The sequence below is a fragment of the Neisseria sp. S1 genome, from assembly GCF_048060015.1.
Lineage (GTDB): Bacteria > Pseudomonadota > Gammaproteobacteria > Burkholderiales > Neisseriaceae > Neisseria > Neisseria arctica.
This window is the reverse complement of record NZ_JBLUPI010000007.1, coordinates 112,272-132,565: the sequence shown is the minus strand read 5'-3', so window position 1 is coordinate 132,565 and position 20,294 is coordinate 112,272. Positions and strand designations below refer to the sequence as shown.

General features: G+C 47.4%; 18 protein-coding genes. 6 read left to right on the top strand and 12 right to left on the bottom strand.

The features are described 5' to 3' along the window. Nucleotides 1–35: 35 nt before the first annotated feature. The 9 genes from ACEPPX_RS07055 to ACEPPX_RS07015 all read right to left on the bottom strand — a co-directional run bounded on the left by ACEPPX_RS07055 (nucleotide 36) and on the right by ACEPPX_RS07015 (nucleotide 8,310). The gene (locus ACEPPX_RS07055; protein WP_416623478.1) at nucleotides 36–1,091 is read right to left on the bottom strand and encodes a pseudouridine synthase; all 1,056 of its coding nucleotides are present in this window, start codon (nucleotides 1,089–1,091) and stop codon (nucleotides 36–38) included. A gap of 154 nt (nucleotides 1,092–1,245) precedes the next feature. Further along, nucleotides 1,246–1,887, bottom strand: a complete 642-nt coding sequence (gene scpB, locus ACEPPX_RS07050; RefSeq protein WP_416623477.1) for an SMC-Scp complex subunit ScpB — start codon at nucleotides 1,885–1,887, stop codon at nucleotides 1,246–1,248. 121 nt (nucleotides 1,888–2,008) lie between these two features. Then, nucleotides 2,009–2,950: a GIY-YIG nuclease family protein gene (locus ACEPPX_RS07045; RefSeq protein ID WP_416623476.1), complete on the bottom strand. Its 942-nt coding sequence runs from the start codon at nucleotides 2,948–2,950 to the stop codon at nucleotides 2,009–2,011. A 94-nt stretch (nucleotides 2,951–3,044) separates the two neighbouring features. Next, nucleotides 3,045–3,986 (bottom strand): ribosome biogenesis GTPase YlqF, encoded by a 942-nt coding sequence (ylqF, locus tag ACEPPX_RS07040; RefSeq protein WP_416623475.1) that lies wholly within the window; start codon nucleotides 3,984–3,986, stop codon nucleotides 3,045–3,047. A gap of 222 nt (nucleotides 3,987–4,208) precedes the next feature. After that, entirely contained in the window at nucleotides 4,209–5,063 is an 855-nt protein-coding gene (rapZ, locus tag ACEPPX_RS07035) for an RNase adapter RapZ (protein WP_047760649.1), read from the bottom strand. Then, nucleotides 5,044–6,006, bottom strand: a complete 963-nt coding sequence (gene hprK / locus ACEPPX_RS07030) for an HPr(Ser) kinase/phosphatase (RefSeq protein ID WP_047760650.1) — start codon at nucleotides 6,004–6,006, stop codon at nucleotides 5,044–5,046. Before hprK ends, rapZ begins: the two co-directional genes overlap by 20 nt. 5 nt (nucleotides 6,007–6,011) lie before the next feature. Continuing rightward, nucleotides 6,012–6,461, bottom strand: coding sequence for a PTS IIA-like nitrogen regulatory protein PtsN (ptsN, locus tag ACEPPX_RS07025; RefSeq protein ID WP_047760651.1), 450 nt, complete (start codon nucleotides 6,459–6,461; stop codon nucleotides 6,012–6,014). 198 nt (nucleotides 6,462–6,659) lie between these two features. After that, entirely contained in the window at nucleotides 6,660–7,568 is a 909-nt protein-coding gene (gene ubiA, locus ACEPPX_RS07020; RefSeq protein ID WP_416623474.1) for a 4-hydroxybenzoate octaprenyltransferase, read from the bottom strand. Nucleotides 7,569–7,791: 223 nt separating this feature from the next. After that, nucleotides 7,792–8,310 carry a chorismate--pyruvate lyase family protein gene (locus ACEPPX_RS07015; protein WP_416623473.1) on the bottom strand — a complete coding sequence of 173 codons (519 nt, stop codon included), beginning with the start codon at nucleotides 8,308–8,310 and terminating at the stop codon, nucleotides 7,792–7,794. Between the two features lie 77 nt (nucleotides 8,311–8,387). On the opposite strand from ACEPPX_RS07015, the gene ACEPPX_RS07010 reads away from it, so the two are divergent. The 5 genes from ACEPPX_RS07010 (at nucleotide 8,388) to rmuC (ending at nucleotide 14,600) form a co-directional block, all read left to right on the top strand. Further along, a complete protein-coding gene (locus ACEPPX_RS07010; RefSeq protein ID WP_416623472.1) occupies nucleotides 8,388–8,861 on the top strand; it encodes a SixA phosphatase family protein in 474 nt (157 codons plus the stop codon). Between the two features lie 406 nt (nucleotides 8,862–9,267). Further along, nucleotides 9,268–10,092: a 1-acylglycerol-3-phosphate O-acyltransferase gene (locus ACEPPX_RS07005; protein WP_416623471.1), complete on the top strand. Its 825-nt coding sequence runs from the start codon at nucleotides 9,268–9,270 to the stop codon at nucleotides 10,090–10,092. Nucleotides 10,093–10,220: 128 nt separating this feature from the next. Then, a complete protein-coding gene (locus tag ACEPPX_RS07000) occupies nucleotides 10,221–10,958 on the top strand; it encodes a glutathione peroxidase (RefSeq protein WP_047760655.1) in 738 nt (245 codons plus the stop codon). 259 nt (nucleotides 10,959–11,217) lie between these two features. Continuing rightward, the gene (locus ACEPPX_RS06995; RefSeq protein WP_416623470.1) at nucleotides 11,218–12,627 is read left to right on the top strand and encodes a dihydrolipoyl dehydrogenase; all 1,410 of its coding nucleotides are present in this window, start codon (nucleotides 11,218–11,220) and stop codon (nucleotides 12,625–12,627) included. Nucleotides 12,628–13,067: 440 nt separating this feature from the next. Beyond that, complete coding sequence (gene rmuC, locus ACEPPX_RS06990; RefSeq protein WP_416623514.1) at nucleotides 13,068–14,600, top strand: DNA recombination protein RmuC; 1,533 nt, start codon at nucleotides 13,068–13,070, stop codon at nucleotides 14,598–14,600. A 239-nt stretch (nucleotides 14,601–14,839) separates the two neighbouring features. On the opposite strand, the gene azu (ACEPPX_RS06985) is transcribed toward rmuC, so the two are convergent. From azu (ACEPPX_RS06985) to ACEPPX_RS06975, 3 genes are all read right to left on the bottom strand, one after another. Beyond that, complete coding sequence (azu, locus tag ACEPPX_RS06985) at nucleotides 14,840–15,391, bottom strand: azurin (protein WP_416623469.1); 552 nt, start codon at nucleotides 15,389–15,391, stop codon at nucleotides 14,840–14,842. A 367-nt stretch (nucleotides 15,392–15,758) separates the two neighbouring features. Further along, the gene (azu, locus tag ACEPPX_RS06980; protein WP_047760658.1) at nucleotides 15,759–16,349 is read right to left on the bottom strand and encodes an azurin; all 591 of its coding nucleotides are present in this window, start codon (nucleotides 16,347–16,349) and stop codon (nucleotides 15,759–15,761) included. Between the two features lie 318 nt (nucleotides 16,350–16,667). Beyond that, a complete protein-coding gene (locus ACEPPX_RS06975; RefSeq protein WP_416623468.1) occupies nucleotides 16,668–17,114 on the bottom strand; it encodes a DciA family protein in 447 nt (148 codons plus the stop codon). Between the two features lie 179 nt (nucleotides 17,115–17,293). Between ACEPPX_RS06975 and secA the strand changes: the two genes are divergently transcribed. Continuing rightward, the gene (gene secA / locus ACEPPX_RS06970; protein ID WP_416623467.1) at nucleotides 17,294–20,050 is read left to right on the top strand and encodes a preprotein translocase subunit SecA; all 2,757 of its coding nucleotides are present in this window, start codon (nucleotides 17,294–17,296) and stop codon (nucleotides 20,048–20,050) included. Nucleotides 20,051–20,294: the final 244 nt, after the last annotated feature.

Genomic DNA, 20,294 nt, shown 5'->3' with positions numbered 1-20,294 from the left:
TGCCTTTATTGATACAACCGGCATATAGAATATGCTTATTTTTTACGGCGGCGCTCGCCCGGCAGAGGCATATCCGCCCACTTCATAATATTGGCCACCTCTGCAGGATTCAACTCGTAAAACTGACCACGTTTCAAACGGTTGGGCAATCCTATCGGGCCAAAACCCACACGAACCAGCCGGCTCACAGTCAAACCTTGGCTTTCGAAAATACGGCGTACTTCGCGGTTTCGGCCTTCTTTAATCACCACGTTATACCATTTGTTCGCACCCTCTCCGCCCTGCTCGTATATGCGCTCTACTTTTGCCAAACCGTCTTCGAGCATCACGCCCTCTTCAGTCAGCATTTTCATTTGCTCGGTTGTCAACTCGCCCAACACACGGACGGCATATTCACGCTCAACCTCAAAACTTGGATGGGCAAACCGCTGTACCAACTCGCCCGAAGTAGTGAGAATCAGCAAACCGCTGGTATTGATATCCAATCGGCCGATAGCAACCCAGCGGCTGCTGGCGGCTTGCGGTAAACGGTCAAAAATACTAACGCGGCCTTGAGGATCGTCACGCGAAACAATCTCGCCTTCTTGCTTATAATACAGAATCACACGCGGCAAACGGTCGGCCCATTTCAGGTTAATCACCTGACCTTTCACCAATACCTGATCACCCGGAGCGACTTTTTCACCCAAACCGGCCACTCGCCCGTTAACTTTCACCAAGCCCTGTGCAATCCATTCTTCCATTTCACGCCGCGAGCCTACGCCTGATGCAGCCAATGCCTTTTGCAAGCGTACCGGTTCGATATATTCGGCATCTACACGCTTATCTTTCAAATCGCGTACACGGTCTTGGATTTTTTGGTTGGGCGAACGCACCACTAATTTCTTTGCCCGTGCGACACGCACTTTTGGCGCACTTTGCTCATTGCCAGTGGTATTTTTTAATTTATCATTAGCTTGCGGCTTACCTTTAGACGCTTGCGTTTGTGCTTTCGGACTACCCGAGCGTTTGGCTTGAGGTTTGCAGGTAGTAGGTTTGGTGCCCACACCGTCCCTAAACTCCCGTTTGCTGGTAGGTTGTTTACTTTTCATGACATATCTCCTAACTGTCTTCAAACAGTTCTTCTGCGGCTTATGCGGCAGGATGGTTAAAACGGTGCGGCGATTGCCCACCTCATTTGGCCCGACAACACCAATTAAACGCTTTTAAAATCATTTAATCCGTATTACGGTTTTCTGACGGCCTTTAATTTAATAAAGTGCCGCCGTTTTCTGATGCGGAAACGTTTTCTTCCGTATCCGCTATATCTTTCTCAGCCTCTGCGCTATCGTCTTCGGGTGGGGTTTCCATCAAATCCGGCAACACCAACTCACCCAATTCGGTCAACGGCGGCAGCTCGGTTAAATCATTCAACTGCAAATCGGTTAAAAACGCCTCTGTGGTCGCCCACAAAGCCGGCCGTCCGACCGTATCTCGATGACCGATTACCTCAATCCAACCTCTATCTTGAAGAGTCTGCATCACATTACTGGACACCGCCACACCCCGTATGCCTTCGATATCACCTCGGGTAACAGGCTGTTGGTAGGCAATAATCGCCAGTGTTTCCATTACAGCCCGCGAGTAACGCGGTGCGCGCTGCTCCTGCAAACTGCCCAAACGCTCGAATGCACGGGCATCAATTTGGAAGCGCCAGCCCTCATGTGTGTGAACCAACTGCAATGCACGGTTGTACCAACGTGCTTTCAGTGTAGAAAGTACGTCAATCAGCTTATCTGCGGAAAGCGGCGGCACACACAACTCTCGCATGGCTTTTTCGCTCAAGGGCTCGATTTGGGTTAACAGTGCGGCTTCTATCAGCGCATCGGGAGAAAGTTTATCGTTCATTCTTAAAATATTATTTTTTCAGACGGCCTGAAATAATGTGGAGCCGTCTGAAACCATATCATATCGGTTTACCGTTTTTTTGAATAATTACAGTATTTCAGGCATACGGTTTGCGGCCATTTTATTTTTCAGACTCTTGCGGATAGCATTCCTTAAATGTTCGGCCCGAAGCATTCTTCCATTCAGCTCTACCATTCGCGTTCTTACCAATTACCATCACAGCCGCATAACTGACACTGCTAAATATCTGATCTTGATTCAATCGGTATTGTTTGGAATTTACCGGCGACAACAAGCCCTCTGAAAGCCATTGTTGACGCAGTATTTCAATAGCGCGCGGCGCATATGAAGCATACTCGCTATTGATCAAAGAACCCGCCATTACAATAAATTGCTTACCGTCCTCATGTAAAAAGCCACGCGCATCCGCAACGCCACGTTTACAATAAAATATCTCCCTATTGTTTTCAGACAGCCTCTCATCAGCCGTTGTTTCAACGGATAAAGTTTTTCCATTTTCCACCACAACACCCGAAGCGCATATCTCAGGCAATACAGCAGCCTTCTCTTCCGTAAAAAAATCCTGATTCAATACCGCCAATAGGGTTTCGATTTCATCAAAAATATTCTCGCAGTCCGATCTGATCGAATCATGCAGATGGCGATGGTTGTTTCCGGCCGTTCCATTTTCCAACACCAGTCGTCCCGCCTTCTGCACATGTTCGATAGCGGTTTTCTCAAGATAATACAAATGATCGAGCGTACGAAAATCGTTATTCAGAACAACGGCAAACGCCCGTTGCCAAAACGGTTTGTTTTTGTCATGTGTTTTCAGACGCGCACCCAAATCGGAAGTTTGGCCGATGTAGAGCTGACCGTCTCCAAGCAGCAGATAAATACCCATATCCGCCGCTTCGTTCATTTGACAAAATTTTCCCAGCTCAGCGCGCGGAATATCAAACAGGCGGATATTGCTGTTACTGCTGCGCTCTACTTTGCGGATACTGCGCGGATTACCGTCGGGTAAAAAAATTCTGATGGTTTGCGAACGTAGTTTCGACATGGTTTCCGTAATGCAATCAAATTTGAACCGGTATTTTTCAGACGGCCCGTATATTGCCAAGCCGTCTGAAAATATTGTTTCATCAAATTAACATTTAATGCTCTTGCAGGGGTTGACCTTTACGCGCCGCTTTTCTAGCCTCGCGTTCGGCTTTTAACGCCGCCTCGTACTGCCGGGCTTTTTTCAACCAATTTTCCCACTGTTGCGGCGTTTCCAAAGTAATGCGGCCGATTTGGCCGTCGCGAAAATCAGTTAACGTATTTTCGGCGGCTTTTTGGTAGTTGATGCGCCCGCCCGGCAATAATGCGCCGCGTTTACGTCCTATCCATTCCAACCACTCGTCATCACGCCAGTGGCTGCTTGCATCTCTATCGGCTTGGTAACGCTCCTGCAACAACGACAAATAATGACGGCGCAGATAGTCCAAAAGCTCAAGTGCTACGGTTTCCTCATCCAAAGCATTACGCCCCACCGCACCGCTGGCAGCCAGATTATAACCGCTTTCCTCTACAATGATTTTAGGCCATAGCATTCCCGGCGTATCGTACAGCCAAAAATCATCGGCCAAAAACAAACGTTGCTCGGCTTTAGTAATCCCGGGTTCATTACCCGTTTTGGCTGACTTTTTACCCAGCATACCGTTAATCAAGGTAGATTTGCCCACATTTGGGATACCGCAAATCAATACCCTCAACGGCTTGTCGACACCTTTACGGTTTGGCACCAACTTTCGGCAGGCTTCAATTAATTTGGCAGCTGCCCCTCGGTCTGAGGCATCCAGCGCAATCGCATTGGTATTAGGACGGCTTTGAAACTCAGCCAGCCACACAGCGGTACGCTCCGGATCCGCCAAATCCTGTTTATTTAAAATTTTCAATTTTGGTTTATCGGCTGAAAGCTTTGCCAACAGCGGATTTTCGCTGGAAGCCGGCAACCGGGCATCGAGTACCTCGATCACCATATCAACACTTTTAAGCCTTTCAATAATGGCTTTTTTGGCCTTGTGCATGTGGCCGGGATACCATTGGATTGCCATATTGTTCTCTTTAATTTTTTATTTCATAATTGGCAGAGGCCCATTAGGCCAGGTTATTTTTGGCTTTTATTGAGTTATCAAACCAATAGGCCGTCTGAAAATATCTCGGAAAAGAATAATGTATTTCAGGCAGCACCAAGGCTGCCTGAAAATAAAACTGCATTATAGCAGATTGTATTTCTAAGCTTTTAACTTTTCAAAGCAATAACGATTCCATACTGTTTAACGCATGGCTAAATTCTGTGCCTGGCGGTGGCGTACCAGAAGTTCATACTGACCGGAAAGCCGTTCCGCCAAGCGCTCAACCATATAAACCGAACGATGCTGGCCACCAGTACAACCGATGCCTATGGTGACATAACTACGGCTTTCTATCTGCATTCTCGGCAACCAACGGGAAAGAAATAAGTTGATATCCTCAAGCATTTCACCCGCTAAAGGCTGGGCATCAAGATAATCTTGAATTTCTTTATCCATGCCGTTAAACGGCCTTAATTCAGGATCATAATAGGGATTAGGCAGGCTGCGCATATCGAATAAGAAATCGACGTTGGTCGGCACGCCGTATTTGAAACCGAAAGATTCCAAAATAACCAATAAGCCCTTACGCTGGATTTGCAACCATTGCTGTACGGTATAACGCAACTGTTGGGCATTCATCTTAGAAGTATCAATGCAGTATGCTATTTCTCTAAGCGGCGATAGGGCTTGCCTTTCTTGATTCAAACTTTCCAACAGTGTGAGATTTTGACCGGATAGGGGGTGGCTTCTGCGTGTTTCGGAAAAACGCCGTACCAATACGCCTTCCTCAGCCTCCAAAAACAGCACTTCGACTTCATGGCCCTGGTTTCGAAGATTTTCAATATGCTTTCGTGCTTCACACAAATCAATGCGTGAACGGATATCGACACTGATCCCTAAATTTTCTACAGTCTCTTCACCGATATGGTAAAGAATAAGTGAGGGTAAAAGTTTGAGCGGAAGATTATCGACACAAAAATAACCTAAATCTTCCAATAATCTTAGCGCAACCGATTTCCCCGAACCGGAAAGACCGCTAATTAGAACTATTTTCATGGTTGAGTTCGTCTTCTTTTAACATAGTTTGATGGCGTTCGAGAAATTCTTTGGTGCTGTCTTTACCCCGTAATTGCAAGATATAGTTCCGCACCGCAGCTTCTACCAAAACAGCAAGGTTTCGACCTATCGCTACCGGCAGAGTCACCGAACGTACACTTACATCTAAGATGGATTCGGTTTCGGTACGGATACTCAATCTGTCGAGCCGCTTCATATACTCATCATCAGCTGCAACCAGATTGATGATTAATTGAAGTATTTTTTTAGGTCGGATAGAGGTTTCGCCAAAAATATGGCGGATATTCAACACCCCTAAACCGCGTACTTCCAAGAAATCACGCAACATCGGCGGACAGCGTCCGTCCAATGTTTCCGGGCCTGTTCGGTAAAGCTCCACCGCATCATCTGCAATCAAGCTATGTCCTCGTGAGATCAATTCCAAAGCCAGCTCACTCTTACCTAAGCCCGATTGCCCTGTAATCAACACTCCCACTTCGAATACATCCAAAAACACACCGTGCTTTACCGTGGAAACAGCCAAAGTTCGCTGCAGATAAATCCGCAACACATCCATTAGATATGGGCTTTCCAGCTTGGAAGTCAGCAGCGGTACATTATGGGTATGGCAATAATCACGCAAAATAGGCGGCACAGGCAGGCCATTAGCGACAATCACCAGCGACATCGGAAAATCAAACAATTGGTCGAAACTGTATGAGATATCACCGTTCTCAACGCGCTGCAGATAATCGACTTCGGCAACACCTAATACTTGCACTTGATTGGGATGGATAAAATTCAAATGGCCGACCAGCGCCAAAACGGGCTTGTCGGCCTCTACGCCGATGCGGTTGTCGGCACCTGCCGTACCGGCTGCCCAAGCCAACTGCAATTTGGTTTGATTATCTTGATACAGGCGGCGGACAGAAACACTCGGCATGATATTTACTCTTCGGTTAGCAGGTGCTGTACCTCTGTGGGATCGGTTGCCGTCATCAAGGCTTCCCGTACTGCTTTTTGTGAAAATTTGCCCGCCAGCTTAGACAAAACTTCGAGGTGCTGGCCCGTCGCATTTTCAGGCACCAACAATACGAAAACAAGCGAAACAGGCTTACCGTCAGGCGCATCGAAAGCAACCGGTTCTTTGGTACGGATAAACGCACCGACAGCTTTTTTCACAGAAGCATGACGACCGTGGGGGATGGCAACGCCCTGCCCCAAGCCGGTAGTACCTAGTTTTTCACGGGCAAAAAGACAATCGAAAACATCCGCCCGTGCCAAACCGGCCTCATTTTCCAACAGCAGACCCACCTGTTCGAACAGACGTTTTTTACTGCTAACTTCCAAATCTAATAAAATATGGGAGATGGGCAAAATTTCGCCGATAAGGCTCATAGAACTTCTCTTTAGTAAGTAAGCAAAACAATCGCTGATTGTACCGAGTGTTGTTTTAAATCTCAATCTTTGCAAAGTATTTTACATTTGCAACGGCAACATAATCAGCACAATTCCAAAAATAAATCAATCATCTATAATTTAAAAAGTGCTTTAAAACTCAACTTCGGCACCTTAGGCGGCCGCAAACGGATCCATTTAAAGTTTGAAAGCATAATGTAAAACAATACCCACAAACCAAAGCAGGCCTATCCGGTTATTTTCTAAAAATATACGGAAACATGCTCCCCGATCACGCGTCTTAATCGTCCGATACTGATGCCATTGCCAGTAAACGACAATCGGTAAAACCACCCAATAAGGCCATGTTGCTCCAATCTGCCACCCTAAAACAGCCATCAAAGCAGTAAACCAGAAATGACATAACATCACCGCCGCAACATCATAATCGCCAAATGTAATGGCTGACGTTTTAATGCCTATTTTAAGATCATCTTCTTTATCAACCATGGCATAAACAGTGTCGTAAGCCAATGTCCAAAACACATTAGCCACAAAAAGCAACCATGCCAAATGAGGTACATCCGCGCTTACCGCTGCGAAAGCCATAGGAATACCGAATGAAAAGGCCAAACCGAGATAGAGTTGCGGCAAGGGAAAGAATCTTTTGGTAAAGGGATAAGTCATCGCCAGAAACAGTGCAGGCAGGCTCATCAGCCACGTCAGCGCGTTTAAAGGCAACAAACACAAGGCTGCCAACAAACACAATATCAACACCAACAGCAAAGCTTCGCTTTTGGTAACCAAACCTTTGGCAAACGGCCTTTGGTTTGTACGCTCAACCGCCCCGTCTATATCACGGTCAGCAAAATCATTAATGACGCATCCCGCACTGCGCATTAAAAAAGTACCGCAAACGAAGGCAAACAAAATAGGCCAATCGGGCATACCTTCTGCCGCAATCCATAGCGCCCAAAGCGTCGGCCACAATAAAAGCAACGTACCAATAGGCTTCTCGATACGCATCAGACGCGCATACACCGATATTCTGCCAACCGCATAACGGGGCAGAAACCGCAGTAATAGTCTTTTAATATTCTTTTCCATGGAAAGTTAAAGTAAAGGAGTTGGTTTTCATAAGGCCGTCTGAAAATTTTATATCAATATTATAGAAATATATTTGAGCAATGAAAGCATATTCCAGGCAATCGGGCATTATATGGCTTTTACATTCCATCTACCACATATTGATCCTATGTCTTAAATTTAGCACCCGGCGCCTTAATTATAAAAACAGCTTTTCATAATGCAAACTAAGCCGCCAGCAAACTTATTGTGGCTTGGCCGGTAAAAACTGAGACAAAGCAGGTAAAAAGCATTCTGCCAAACCAAGTGTTTGCCCTTCCCAATCAAAAAACGAACGCCTTGCCAATACCTCCTGCGCAACCAAATCTTGCGGCAACCGGGCAGGCGGTATACTTGCGTATTCGAAAGACGTACGGATCAAGGGCAGAGAGCCGCCAAACAAACGTTCCCCCAAAGGTTGGGTACCACAATCAAGTAATGCCGACCATCTATCTGCACCTTCATGACACATACTACGTGCCCACACTACCGGTGTGCCGTTCAAACACAATAAAACATCGCGGGCAAACCAATTATTTTTACCCTGCTCTTGCAAACCACCTGCAAAAACCGGATCAAAACCCACATTCCCAAGATACAGCAGCCGCACTGAAAATTCCGCCCCCAAACTGCGCAAGGCCGCCGTCAAAGATTGTGCGACTGCCACTTCGGGAGTAAAAAAAACATCCGGCAAAGAAGCCTGCCAATTTAATAAATTATCCATGCGCCGCATTATATAGGCCGCCTGAAAAGCACGCTATAATCACAATACGATTAGCGGATACTTTAAAGAGAATAAAAATGGATCTTATTTTATGGCGGTATGCCGAAGCCGAATACGGGCCACCCGATCTGGAACGCCGTCTGACCGACAAAGGATGCAAACAAGCCAAACAAATGGCCGCCTGGCTAAACCGACACCTGCCTCCCAATTATCAATTATGGGCATCACAAGCAGAACGCAGCCGGCAAACCGCTTCTTATCTGAGGGAGGATTATTTGTCGCTTTCCCGCCTCAATCCGGAAACCGATGCCCGCACGCTCCCCCGGCTATTAGAAAGTATCCATAACGATGAAACCGTTGTCATTGTCGGCCACCAGCCTTGGTTGGGCGAGCTAACCGCTTTTTTATTCAATGGCGATTGGTCCGACAAACAATATTGGTCATACAAAAAAGGAGGATTCTGGTGGCTTCAAATCAAAGCAACAGAAGAAGGCGGATATAACGTCAAGCTCAAAGCCGCACTTACCCCTTCTGTATTAGCGGCACGATAAAAGGCAACACAAAACCCCGTATAAAATTACCACAGCCTTCATAAAGCGCTTTTCACCATCCTTCACCGGCATACAATCCAAAGCCTGCCCGCAGACTGCATGCCGGAAAGCATAAACTATAAAATCATAGTTGATATGCGCGCTTATCGGCTTGCTTTTCAGACGGCCCCAAATAAAAAGGTACGAAAACAAAACAAGCCCGAAGCTTATTCTTGTATTTTTATTTGCCATCTGCCAGATTTATGTTTCATTTTCAAAAATGCCGTCTGAAATCTTAGCCGTATTCCATATATGTCTATATATACTCCAAACAATACTGTTCCCAAGCCAAATCAGATTTAGTCTGCACACCCAACAAACTTGTAATATAATTTAAGATTAGATTAAAAAACCTAATTTCGGCGCCATGTCCAAACAAAAAGCCCCTCTTACCAAACGTATCACCCGTTTATGCCGTATGGCATGTTGGTTGTTCCGTACCGGTCGCGACCTGCGCAATGTAAAAAGCGACGATGCTGCCGGGCGGGAACAGGTATTGATCCGTCTAGGTAGCGGTGCTTTGGCAGCCATGGATATCCGCCTTGAAATCGGAGCACCGCCCCGAATGCTGCAAGGGACAGGTGCATTAGTTGCCGCCAACCATATTTCATGGTTGGATATTTTTGCCATCAGCGCAGTCTATCCAAGCAGTTTCATTGCAAAAAAAGAAATCAGCGGCTGGCCCATATTAGGCAAAATGGGACGAAATGCCGGCACAGTATTCATCAACCGCGACTCCCGCCGCGATATCGAACCGGCCAAACAAGCAGTTAACGACGCCCTTCGGCATGGTTTGAATGTCAGCTTCTTTCCTGAGGCGCGCACTTCACTGGGTATTGATGTTTTACCTTTCAAAGCCGCATTATTCCAAGCCGCCATCGACAGCAACGTACCGATTCAAAGTATTGCTTTACGCTATTATGATCATACCGGGCAACGCACCACCACCGCCTCGTATGCAGGCAAAACAAACCTTTTCCGCTCTCTTTGGCGTATAGTTTCCATGCCCGGCCTATGCATCCGTATCGATTTTGACGCTCCCCTCATGCCCGAACAATATCCCGGAGCAGACCGTTTCCAACTCAAAGAAATTTCCGAAAACTTTGTCCGTAGCAAAGTGATGACCGACAGCCCGGTCGCCCACACGCATACGGATACATCGCCCCAACAAACAAATCCAATCAAATTTTAAATATATATAGCTTTTCATAATAACAATCATTTGAAGTGTAAATTAACACCCCCACCGATAGACGCTATAATGCAAAGCGTGAAATCAATATAGTTGTTCCAACCTTTTTAACGATTAGGAGTAATCACATGGCTTTAGTAGATCGTACCGGTCAAAAAGTACCGAGCTGCACCTTCCACACCCGCGTAGGCGATTCTTGGAAAGACGTTACTACCGATGAATTGTTCAGCGGCAAAAAAGTAGTCGTATTCTCTCTGCCGGGCGCATTCACCCCCACCTGCTCTTCTACCCACCTTCCCCGCTACAACGAGTTGGCCAACGCGTTTAAAGAAAACGGTGTAGACAGCATCTTGTGCGTATCAGTAAACGACACTTTCGTAATGAATGCTTGGGCTGCCGACGAAGAGTCTGACAACATCGTGATGATCCCCGACGGCAACGGCGAATTCACCGAAGGCATGGGCATGTTGGTTGACAAAAACAACCTGGGCTTCGGTAAACGCTCTTGGCGTTACTCTATGCTGGTAAACGACGGCGTAATCGAAAAAATGTTCATCGAACCTGAAAAAGAAGGTGACCCCTTCGAAGTATCAGATGCCGACACCATGCTGAAACACATTGCCCCCGAATGGAAACCGCAAGAATCCATCGCTATCTTCACCAAACCCGGCTGCCAATTCTGTGCCAAAGCTAAAGCCGCTTTGGAAGAAAAAGGCTTGGCTTACGAAGAAATCGTATTGGGTAAAGACGCCAGCATCGTATCTGTACGCGCTATTACCGGTAAAGCTACCGCTCCGCAAGTATTCATCGGCGGCAAATATATCGGCGGCAGCGAAGATTTGGCAGCTTACTTGGCCAACGTTTAATACCGTTAATGCAAACCGAAAAATCAGGCTGTTTCAACAACCTGATTAATCAAGGGTTATCCGCATAGTCACAGGGCATCCTAAGGCAGGCGGGTAACTCTTTTTATATCCGGCTTTACAAATTGCTTTTAACTACCCTGCCGATAGCAAGGCCTTAAATAATCTTTTGATTTCTTAAGTTTAAAATGATAATACAAAGCCGAAATAATCCCATACCAACAAAGCGATGCCGTCTGAAACGGCCGCCCAAGGAAACAGAATGAAAAAAATCCAAGCAGACGTAGTAGTTATCGGCGGCGGCACCGCCGGCATGGGCGCATTCCGCAACGCGCGCCTGCACACCGACAATGTTTATTTAATTGAAAGCCATGCATTCGGCACCACTTGCGCACGCGTAGGCTGTATGCCTTCCAAATTACTGATTGCCGCAGCCGAAGCCCGCCATCATGCCTTGCATACCGACCCGTTCGGCGTACATCTGGACAAAACCAGTATTGAAGTCAACGGTGAAGAAGTTATGAACCGCGTTAAATCCGAACGCGACCGCTTTGTCGGTTTCGTAGTGAGCGACGTAGAAGAATGGCCGGCCGATAAACGCATCATCGGTGCGGCAAAATTCATCGATGAACACACCGTTCAAATCGACGACCATACCCAAACCACTGCCGACCGCATCGTCATTGCTACCGGCTCGCGCCCGATTATTCTCCCTCAATGGCAAGGCTTGGGCGACAAGCTGATTATTAACGATGACGTTTTCTCTTGGAATACGCTGCCCGAAAGCGTCGCCGTATTCGGCCCCGGCGTTATCGGTTTGGAGCTCGGCCAAGCACTGCACCGCTTAGGAGTTCGCGTACACATCTTCGGCTTGGGCGGTATGCTCGGCGGCATTTCCGATCCTGTGGTACTTGCAGAGGCCAAAGCCGTATTCGGCGAAGAGCTCACTATGAATCTGGATGCCAAGACCGACGTAAAACTCAATAGCGAAGGTAAAGTAGAAGTACAATGGAGCGAAGGCAGCGAAAGCGGTGTATTTACCGCCGATTACCTGCTGGCCGCAGTAGGCCGCCGCCCCAACACCGACCAAATCGGCTTGGAAAACCTCAATATTGAGTTAGACGAACGCGGTGTTCCCAAAGCCGACCGTCTCACCATGCAAACCAGCATTCCCCACATTTTTATCGCCGGAGACGCGTCCAACCAACTGCCGCTGCTGCATGAGGCCAGCGACCAAGGCAAAATTGCCGGGGAAAACGCGGGTACTTACCCCGAAATCCGCAATGGTTTACGGCGCAGCCCTATCGGCGTAGTCTTTACCAGCCCGCAAATTGCCAGCATCGGTCTGAAATTTGCCCAAATCCAAGCCCAATATCCCAATCAGGATGACGTTGCCATCGGCGAAGTATCCTTCCGCAATCAAGGCCGCAGCCGTGTGATGCTGGTTAATAAAGGCCACATGCGCGTTTACGCCGAACAAGGCAGCGGACTATTCCTCGGCGCCGAAATCGTCGGACCCGCAGCCGAACACCTTGCGCATCTGCTGGCTTGGGCACACCAGCAAAAAATGACCATCGCACAAATGCTCGATATGCCTTTCTATCATCCTGTGATCGAAGAAGGCCTGCGTACCGCACTACGCGATGCAAACAGCAAACTAAAAACCGCTTAACCGGTATAGGATTGCTACTTAAAAGCCTAAAAAACAAATGCCGTCTGAAAATTCAGACGGCATTTTATTTAATTTATCCAATCAAACTGACCATATTTCATTACTGATAAAGCCCTAAACGTTTATCCGCGATAAGCTATAATAAAAAACCTTTACCAACCCAATCTTATCTCACAAACATGACCGATTCAGCCCCTATTATCCTAGTCTTCACAGCCCTTGCCGCAGCCGCACTGAGTGCATTACTTGTTTGGCTGGTACTGCGTAACAAACATCAAACCGAAACCGCACAACTCAACAACCGCCTTACCGAACTGAACCAACAATACCAATTCTCCGAGAAAACACGCACCTCGGCAGAAGCCGAACTGGCAGAGCTGCAACAACAATACCGGCACAGCCAAACCGCTCTTGCTGCGGCTGAAACCATCGCCGCCCAAATGCCCGGCCTACAAACCGAACTCCAAGAAAGCCGTAAACTTGTTCACGAGCTACAATCACAAATACAAGATGTACATAGCCGTCTTGCCGCCGCTACCCAACAAGTTGAAAATCTGCAAGCCCACAACAATGAATACGGCCGTCTGAAAGAAGACTACCAAGAATTACAGCAAACCTATTCCGCCCTGCAAGTTAGTAACGAGCGGCTGCACACCCAAATCCAACAAGAGCGGCTGGCGTACGAAGAAAAAACCGCACTGGTCAACCAAGCGCGACAACAGCGGGATACAGAATTCGGCGTTCTACAAGCCGAAGCGACAGAATTACGCCGGCAGTTGGCCGAAGAGCAAGTCCGCAATGAAGGCCTTGCCACCCGCATTGAGCAAGACCGTATTGCCCACGAAGAAAAGCTCGCCTTACTTACCGAGGCGCGCACCAGCTTAAGCGACCAATTCCAAAATCTCGCCAACAGCATACTCGAAGAAAAAACCAAAAAATTCAACGAACAAAATACCGAAAGCCTCAACCGGTTGCTCAATCCGCTCAATGAACGGATGGGGCAATTCAGCCAATTGGTACAAAATACTTACGAAAAAGAAGCCAAAGAACGGTTAACTCTCGAAAACGAACTCAAACGCCTGCAAAACCTCAACACGCAACTGCATAATGACGCCCAAGCACTTACCCAAGCCCTCACCGGCACTCAAAACAAAACCCAAGGCAACTGGGGCGAAATGATACTCGAAACGGTATTAGAAAATTCGGGCCTACTCAAAGGCCGTGAATATATTGTCCAGGCTGCAGGCACACGTACGGAAGAAGACGGCAGCACACGCCGGCTGCAACCCGATATTCTCGTCAACCTGCCCGACAACAAACAAATCATTATCGACAGCAAAGTATCCCTGACATCTTATGTGCGCCATACCCAAGCTGCCGACAGTAGCGAAGCCAAACAGCACTTGGCGGCACACGTCGCCAGCATCCGCGCGCACATCAAAGGGCTTTCCCTCAAACAATACAGCAACATCGAAGGTATCAATACCCTCGACTTCATTTTTATGTTCATTCCAGTCGAGCCCGCTTATCTGTTGGCTCTTCAACACGACAATACCCTATTTCAAGAATGCTTCGACAAACGCATCATGCTGGTCGGCCCCAGTACCCTGCTGGCTACTTTACGGACTGTAGCCAATATTTGGCGTAATGAGCAGCAAAACCAAAACGCACTTGCGATTGCCGAAGAGGGCGGCAAGTTATATGACAAATTCGTCGGTTTTGTCGGCACACTGGAAAATATAGGTAAAAACCTGGAGCAGGCACAAAGCCAATATCAGGCTGCCTATAAGCAACTTTCTGAAGGCAGGGGCAATCTGGTAAATCGCGCCCAAAAACTTTACAAATTGGGAGCGAAAGCCAGCAAGCAATTAGAAAAATCCCTAATCGAACAAGCCCAAAACCGCCAGGAAGCATTACCTGAATATTCAGAGCATAAAGCCGACACGGCAGGCGGCTCGTTAGTGGAAAATTAATTTATCTACTTCGACGGCCAACACCTGCAACCAAAATACATCGCCCCCACTATTACCTAACAATCTTTAAAAAGCCGTCTGAATACGCATTTTTCAGACGGCATCATCAAATAATAAGGTGTATATATCCATATCTTTTCCATATTTTCCCGTTTGGCAAGCTATGCAACAAAAAATGCCCGCATTATCCTGCAGGCATTTTTTTGAGGCCCCGTAAGTGTTTTTATGTATACTGCCTATTATTCCGTCAGATTCACCTTGCCGCGCATCATGGCTGCGTGGCCGGGGAATGAGCAGAAAAATTCATACTGGTTTCCGGCTGCGAATTTACCGGTGTCAACCGTAAACGTAGTTTCCTCACCGCCACCGATCAAGCTACTGTGTGCAATCACACGAGCATCATCGGTTTTTACAAATTCGTTATCGGCACCTGCTGCGGCAGATTCTTTCACCACAGCATCCACATCTTCGGCCTTACTAATCACAATATTATGCCCCATTGCCGCTTTGGGCATTTTGCCCACATGCTTCAGCGTAATCGAGAATTGCGGGCAAGCTTTACTGATATTGATTTCCGACACATTAAACTTCATAGCGTCATCAGATTCCACAACCGTACTACAAGCCGCATCTGCCGCCGCGACAGATGCGGTTTCAGCAGAGGCGGCCATTGCGACCGATGCCGGAGATTCGGCAGCGGGCGCTGTGGTTTCAGCAGATTTGGGAGCCTCTTGGGAACAGGCTGCCAAACCCAGTACGGCAGCGGAAATCATAGCCAAATAAGTTTTCATAATCTTACTCCTTTGAGAACACGGAATACTTTCCCAATAAAAATAACCCTGATAGCAAGCATTCGCAACGGTGTTCAGTATGATACGGATATGCTTTGGCTGCTTTGTGTTAAATCAAACAACACAACCGCACAATATAAAGCAGCGAATATCCATATTCTTCCTAGCACCGCCCGAATTTGCATACCTATCCGTACAGCCGATAAAATTCTGCCGCCGACTATAAAACTCCACCACGGGCAAGATATAAAAAGACCAGCTCTTTAGAATATAAGTTTTAAAAATAAACTGTAAAATCTCCTACTACCCAAACCATAAAAAGGCCGTCTGAAAATTTCAGACGGCCTCTCAATTGATTTAAAGCATATTAATCAGTCAAATTCACCTTGCCGCGCATCATCGACACATGGCCGGGGAACGTACAGAAAAACTCATATTGGTTGCCCGCCGAGAATTTGCCGGTATCAACCGTGATGGTAGTTTCCTCACCGCCACCCACCAAATTACTGTGGGCGATTACACGGGTATCATCCGCCTTAATAAAGTTATTGTCGGCACCCGCACCCGCACCTTCTTGAACCACGCCGTCAACATCTTCCGTTTTCGCAATCACAAGATTGTGTCCCATTGCCGCTTTCGGAATCGTACCTACATGTTTCAAAGTAATAGAGAATTTCGGGCAAGCTTTGCTAATATTAATTTCAGATACATTGTATTTCATCGCATCAGTTGCTTCGACAACCGTACTGCACGCCGCATCAGAGGCTGCCGCAGTTGCCGGAACCGCTGATGATGCAGCAGCCGGGGCTGATGCAGGTGCGGTTTCTGCTACCGGAGCAGAAGCTGCTGCTGAAGCCTCGGTAGCAGGTGCTGCTGTTTCGGCAGATTTCGGAGCTTCTTGCGAACAGGCAGCCAAGCCTAATGCAGCAGCGGAAATCATAGCCAGATAAACTTTCATAATATACTCCTTGGTATTTCTAGATTTCCCTAAAACAGGGACGGGTTAGCTGAGAAACGCAATACAAAAGCTCGGTTTTTAGCAGCAAGCCATACCTTATCCGTCGATTGGTTTCCAACCATAGCAGTTTCGGCCAAACCGATATGTCATATGGTCTATGTATTGTGTATCAGTTTTGTCTTATATCAAAATAAAACGACATAAATTTACACATGCATAACACAATACAATAAGTATGAATCCGCACAATCTTACTCAAATAGCATTAACACTCCATCAATAAGATAAATTTTTAAAATATATTCAATATTCTAGAAATTACCCAGCCGTATTTTTCCGACGCCACACCAACTTTTGCAAAGCCTCAGCCAGCTCCGGATGATGCTGTAACTGTCTGGCTGTGCGGCTGAAACCATCCAAAGCCGCTTTGCTCATCTGCAAGCGGTTTTCTCTTAACGCCTGGGGCGGCTGCGGTATCAAACGTGCCCGCACCCTCTCTATACGGCTATCCAACTGCCGCAACTGTGGCAATAGCCCCGGCATCAACATTTTCAAACGTGACGCCGCCATATTATTGGTTGCCAACAATACCAAACAACCTTCTTCAATACATGCCGTCTGAACATAAGGACGTAAATTGGCCGGAAGAATCTCACTTACCCGGCTATGCAGTCTATGCCAATAACGTGCCTGCGCAATCAAGCTCTTTAACCGGGTGTGTTCTACCGCTCCGGTATTACGCCTACCGATTTGGTCTAAATCCATAATACTGATCCGTATCCGATACCCTTCGACGGGCGAAGATCTGGGAAAAGTTATATTCCCAGAATTGAAATCCGGCCGCTCGGCCGCCATATCTGTCAGCATTGTCCCTTAAAACGCAGCGTTTGTGTTAAAATCGGCAGTTGATTGCCAACTTTAACTCTGGCGCAGGAAATCCATATATGCTTACAAAATTAGCCAAAAAAGTCTTTGGCAGCCGTAACGACCGTCTGCTCAAACAATACCGTAAAACAGTTAATCGAATCAATGCCCGCGAAGCCGAAATCCAAGCACTCAGCGATGAAGCGCTTCAAGCCAAAACCGCCGAATTCAAACAACGCTTGGCCGATGGCGCAACACTTAACGATATTCTCGAAGAAGCTTTCGCCGTTTGCCGCGAAGCTTCCCGACGCGTGCTCGGCATGCGTCATTTCGATGTACAGCTGATCGGCGGCATGGTATTGCACGACGGTAAAATTGCAGAAATGCGTACAGGCGAAGGCAAAACACTGGTTGCCACCCTCCCCGTCTATTTGAATGCCCTATCCGGAAAAGGCGTACATGTCGTAACCGTCAACGACTATCTTGCCCGCCGCGATGCCAGCATCATGGAGCCACTGTATAACTTCTTAGGCTTAAGCGTAGGCGTGATTGTGGCTGATATGGAGCCTTTCCATCGCCAAACCGCTTACAACGCCGATATAACCTACGGCACCAATAATGAATTCGGTTTCGACTACCTGCGCGACAACATGGTTACCGACCAATACGATAAGGTTCAGCGCGAACTGTCATTTGCCGTAGTAGACGAAGTCGATTCAATCTTAATCGACGAAGCGCGTACACCGCTGATTATCTCCGGCCAAGCCGATGATAACGTACAACTTTATCAAGTCATGGATAAAGTACCCGCCATGCTTACCCGCCAAGAAACCGAAGAAGGTGAAGGCGATTACTGGGTGGACGAAAAAAGCCATGTGGTTATCCTGAGCGAAGCAGGCCATGAGCATGCCGAAGATATTTTGGTAAAAATCGGCCTGTTACAAGAAGGCGATTCCCTATATTCCGCTGCCAATATTATGCTGATGCACCATCTGATGGCCGCATTACGCGCACACAGCCTGTTCCACAAAGACCAGCATTACGTTATCCAAGACGGCGAAATCGTTATTGTCGATGAATTTACAGGCCGTCTGATGGCAGGACGCCGCTGGTCCGAGGGCTTACATCAAGCCGTAGAAGCAAAAGAAGGCGTAGAAATCAAACGTGAAAACCAAACACTGGCTTCAATTACCTTCCAAAATTATTTCCGTCTCTACGACAAACTTGCCGGCATGACCGGCACAGCCGATACCGAAGCATTTGAGTTCCAAAGCATCTATGGCTTGGAAACGGTTATTATCCCGACCAACCGTCCGATGCAGCGCAAAGATGCCAACGACCAAATCTTCAGAAGTGCAGAAGAAAAATACGAAGCCGTCGTCGCCGATATCAAACGCTGTTATGAAGCCGGTCAGCCCGTATTGGTGGGCACCACCAGTATCGAAAACTCCGAACTCGTATCCCAGCTTCTAAATCGTGAGGGATTACCTCACAACGTCTTAAATGCCAAAGAGCACGAACGTGAAGCACTGATCGTGGCACAAGCGGGCAAATCCGGCATGATTACCGTAGCCACCAATATGGCCGGACGCGGTACCGACATTGTATTGGGCGGCAACGTCAAACACCAATCCGATGCCATCATGGTCGACAACAGCCTGAGCGATGAAGAAAAAGCCTCCCGTATCGCCGCGCTGGAAGCCGGTTGGGAAGAAGAGCATCAAAAAGTATTGGCTGCCGGCGGCCTGCACATCATCGGAACGGAGCGCCACGAAAGCCGCCGTATCGACAATCAACTGCGCGGTCGTGCCGGCCGTCAAGGAGATCCCGGTTCAAGCCGCTTCTACCTTTCGTTTGAAGATCCTTTACTTCGCCTGTTTGCACTTGACCGTGCTGCTGCCATTCTCAACCGCCTCGCACCCGAGCGCGGCGTTGCCATTGAACACGGCCTGTTAACACGCCAAATCGAAGGGGCACAACGCAAAGTTGAAGGCCGCAATTTCGATATGCGCAAACAAGTATTGGAATATGACGACGTTGCGAATGACCAGCGTAAAGTGATTTACCACCAACGAAACGAAATCCTAACCAATCACAACGTAACCGAGCTGGCTAAGAGTATCCGTGAAGAGGTAATCGGTGACTTGGTCGATTTGCATATGCCGCCTGACAGCATGGAGGAGCAATGGGATATTCCCGCACTTGAAGCCCAATTAGCAGGCGAATTCCGCGTTCACGCCGATATTCAAGGTTGGCTCTCAGCAGAAAAAACCTTAGATAATCCGGATATCAAAGCCCGCCTGATAGAGCAAGTAGAACGTGAATATGCCGAAAAAGTAGAAATTGTCGGCGAGCAAACCATGAGCGGCTTCGAACGCAACGTTATGTTGCAAGTTATCGACAGCAACTGGCGCGAACATTTAGCCGCTATGGACTACTTACGCCAAGGCATCCATCTGCGCGGTTACGCACAGAAAAACCCCAAACAAGAATACAAGCGCGAAGCTTTTTCAATGTTTGAAAACTTATGGAGCAGCATCAAGCACAACGTTGCCTCATTGCTAACCTCTGTTCAAATAGAGCGTACCGAAGACATCATTGCGGAAACACAACCGCAGGAAATTAGTGACATACAAGAAATCCATTCCGGTGCACCTGCTATGGCGGAAGTTTTGGGAGAATCGCGCGACAATTTGGCTACCGAAGCTTTCGATCCGACAGGTAACGATTTCAGCCCGGAAGCATTAGCAGCTCGAGGCCAACTTATCCACCGCAACGATCCCTGCCCTTGCGGTAGCGGCAAAAAATATAAGCAGTGCCATGGCAAACTAGCCTAAATACGGGCTTCTTACTAAAAAACCGCTGTATATTACAGCGGTTTTTTGTAACCTAATATCATGTGCATAAGGATCTGCAACAGGTATCATCAAACAGCCGTCTGAAAATAATGGCTAGAACCCTATAAACTTCAAGTATTTCAATTTTTTGAAAATCCACAGCCAGTTTCAATTAGAGATACCAATAGTCTTACGGCGAGTCTGTTAAGATTTAAATAAAACAATAAATAAGTTCTCTTACTGA

Bases quoted from the DNA above. Each gene is read 5' to 3' on its own strand.
- hprK (WP_047760650.1), bottom strand. From the start codon at position 6,006: ATGCCGAGTGTTTCTGTCCGCCGCCTGTATCAAGATAATCAAACCAAA.
- ACEPPX_RS07015 (WP_416623473.1), bottom strand. From the start codon at position 8,310: ATGGATAATTTATTAAATTGGCAGGCTTCTTTGCCGGATGTTTTTTTT.
- secA (WP_416623467.1), top strand. From the start codon at position 17,294: ATGCTTACAAAATTAGCCAAAAAAGTCTTTGGCAGCCGTAACGACCGT.
- rapZ (WP_047760649.1), bottom strand. From the start codon at position 5,063: ATGAAAATAGTTCTAATTAGCGGTCTTTCCGGTTCGGGGAAATCGGTT.
- ACEPPX_RS07005 (WP_416623471.1), top strand. From the start codon at position 9,268: ATGTCCAAACAAAAAGCCCCTCTTACCAAACGTATCACCCGTTTATGC.
- ylqF (WP_416623475.1), bottom strand. From the start codon at position 3,986: ATGGCAATCCAATGGTATCCCGGCCACATGCACAAGGCCAAAAAAGCC.
- ubiA (WP_416623474.1), bottom strand. From the start codon at position 7,568: ATGGAAAAGAATATTAAAAGACTATTACTGCGGTTTCTGCCCCGTTAT.
- ACEPPX_RS07045 (WP_416623476.1), bottom strand. From the start codon at position 2,950: ATGTCGAAACTACGTTCGCAAACCATCAGAATTTTTTTACCCGACGGT.
- rmuC (WP_416623514.1), top strand. From the start codon at position 13,068: ATGCCCGGCCTACAAACCGAACTCCAAGAAAGCCGTAAACTTGTTCAC.
- azu (WP_047760658.1), bottom strand. From the start codon at position 16,349: ATGAAAGTTTATCTGGCTATGATTTCCGCTGCTGCATTAGGCTTGGCT.
- azu (WP_416623469.1), bottom strand. From the start codon at position 15,391: ATGAAAACTTATTTGGCTATGATTTCCGCTGCCGTACTGGGTTTGGCA.
- ACEPPX_RS07010 (WP_416623472.1), top strand. From the start codon at position 8,388: ATGGATCTTATTTTATGGCGGTATGCCGAAGCCGAATACGGGCCACCC.
- ACEPPX_RS07000 (WP_047760655.1), top strand. From the start codon at position 10,221: ATGGCTTTAGTAGATCGTACCGGTCAAAAAGTACCGAGCTGCACCTTC.
- scpB (WP_416623477.1), bottom strand. From the start codon at position 1,887: ATGAACGATAAACTTTCTCCCGATGCGCTGATAGAAGCCGCACTGTTA.
- ptsN (WP_047760651.1), bottom strand. From the start codon at position 6,461: ATGAGCCTTATCGGCGAAATTTTGCCCATCTCCCATATTTTATTAGAT.
- ACEPPX_RS07055 (WP_416623478.1), bottom strand. From the start codon at position 1,091: ATGAAAAGTAAACAACCTACCAGCAAACGGGAGTTTAGGGACGGTGTG.
- ACEPPX_RS06975 (WP_416623468.1), bottom strand. From the start codon at position 17,114: ATGGATTTAGACCAAATCGGTAGGCGTAATACCGGAGCGGTAGAACAC.
- ACEPPX_RS06995 (WP_416623470.1), top strand. From the start codon at position 11,218: ATGAAAAAAATCCAAGCAGACGTAGTAGTTATCGGCGGCGGCACCGCC.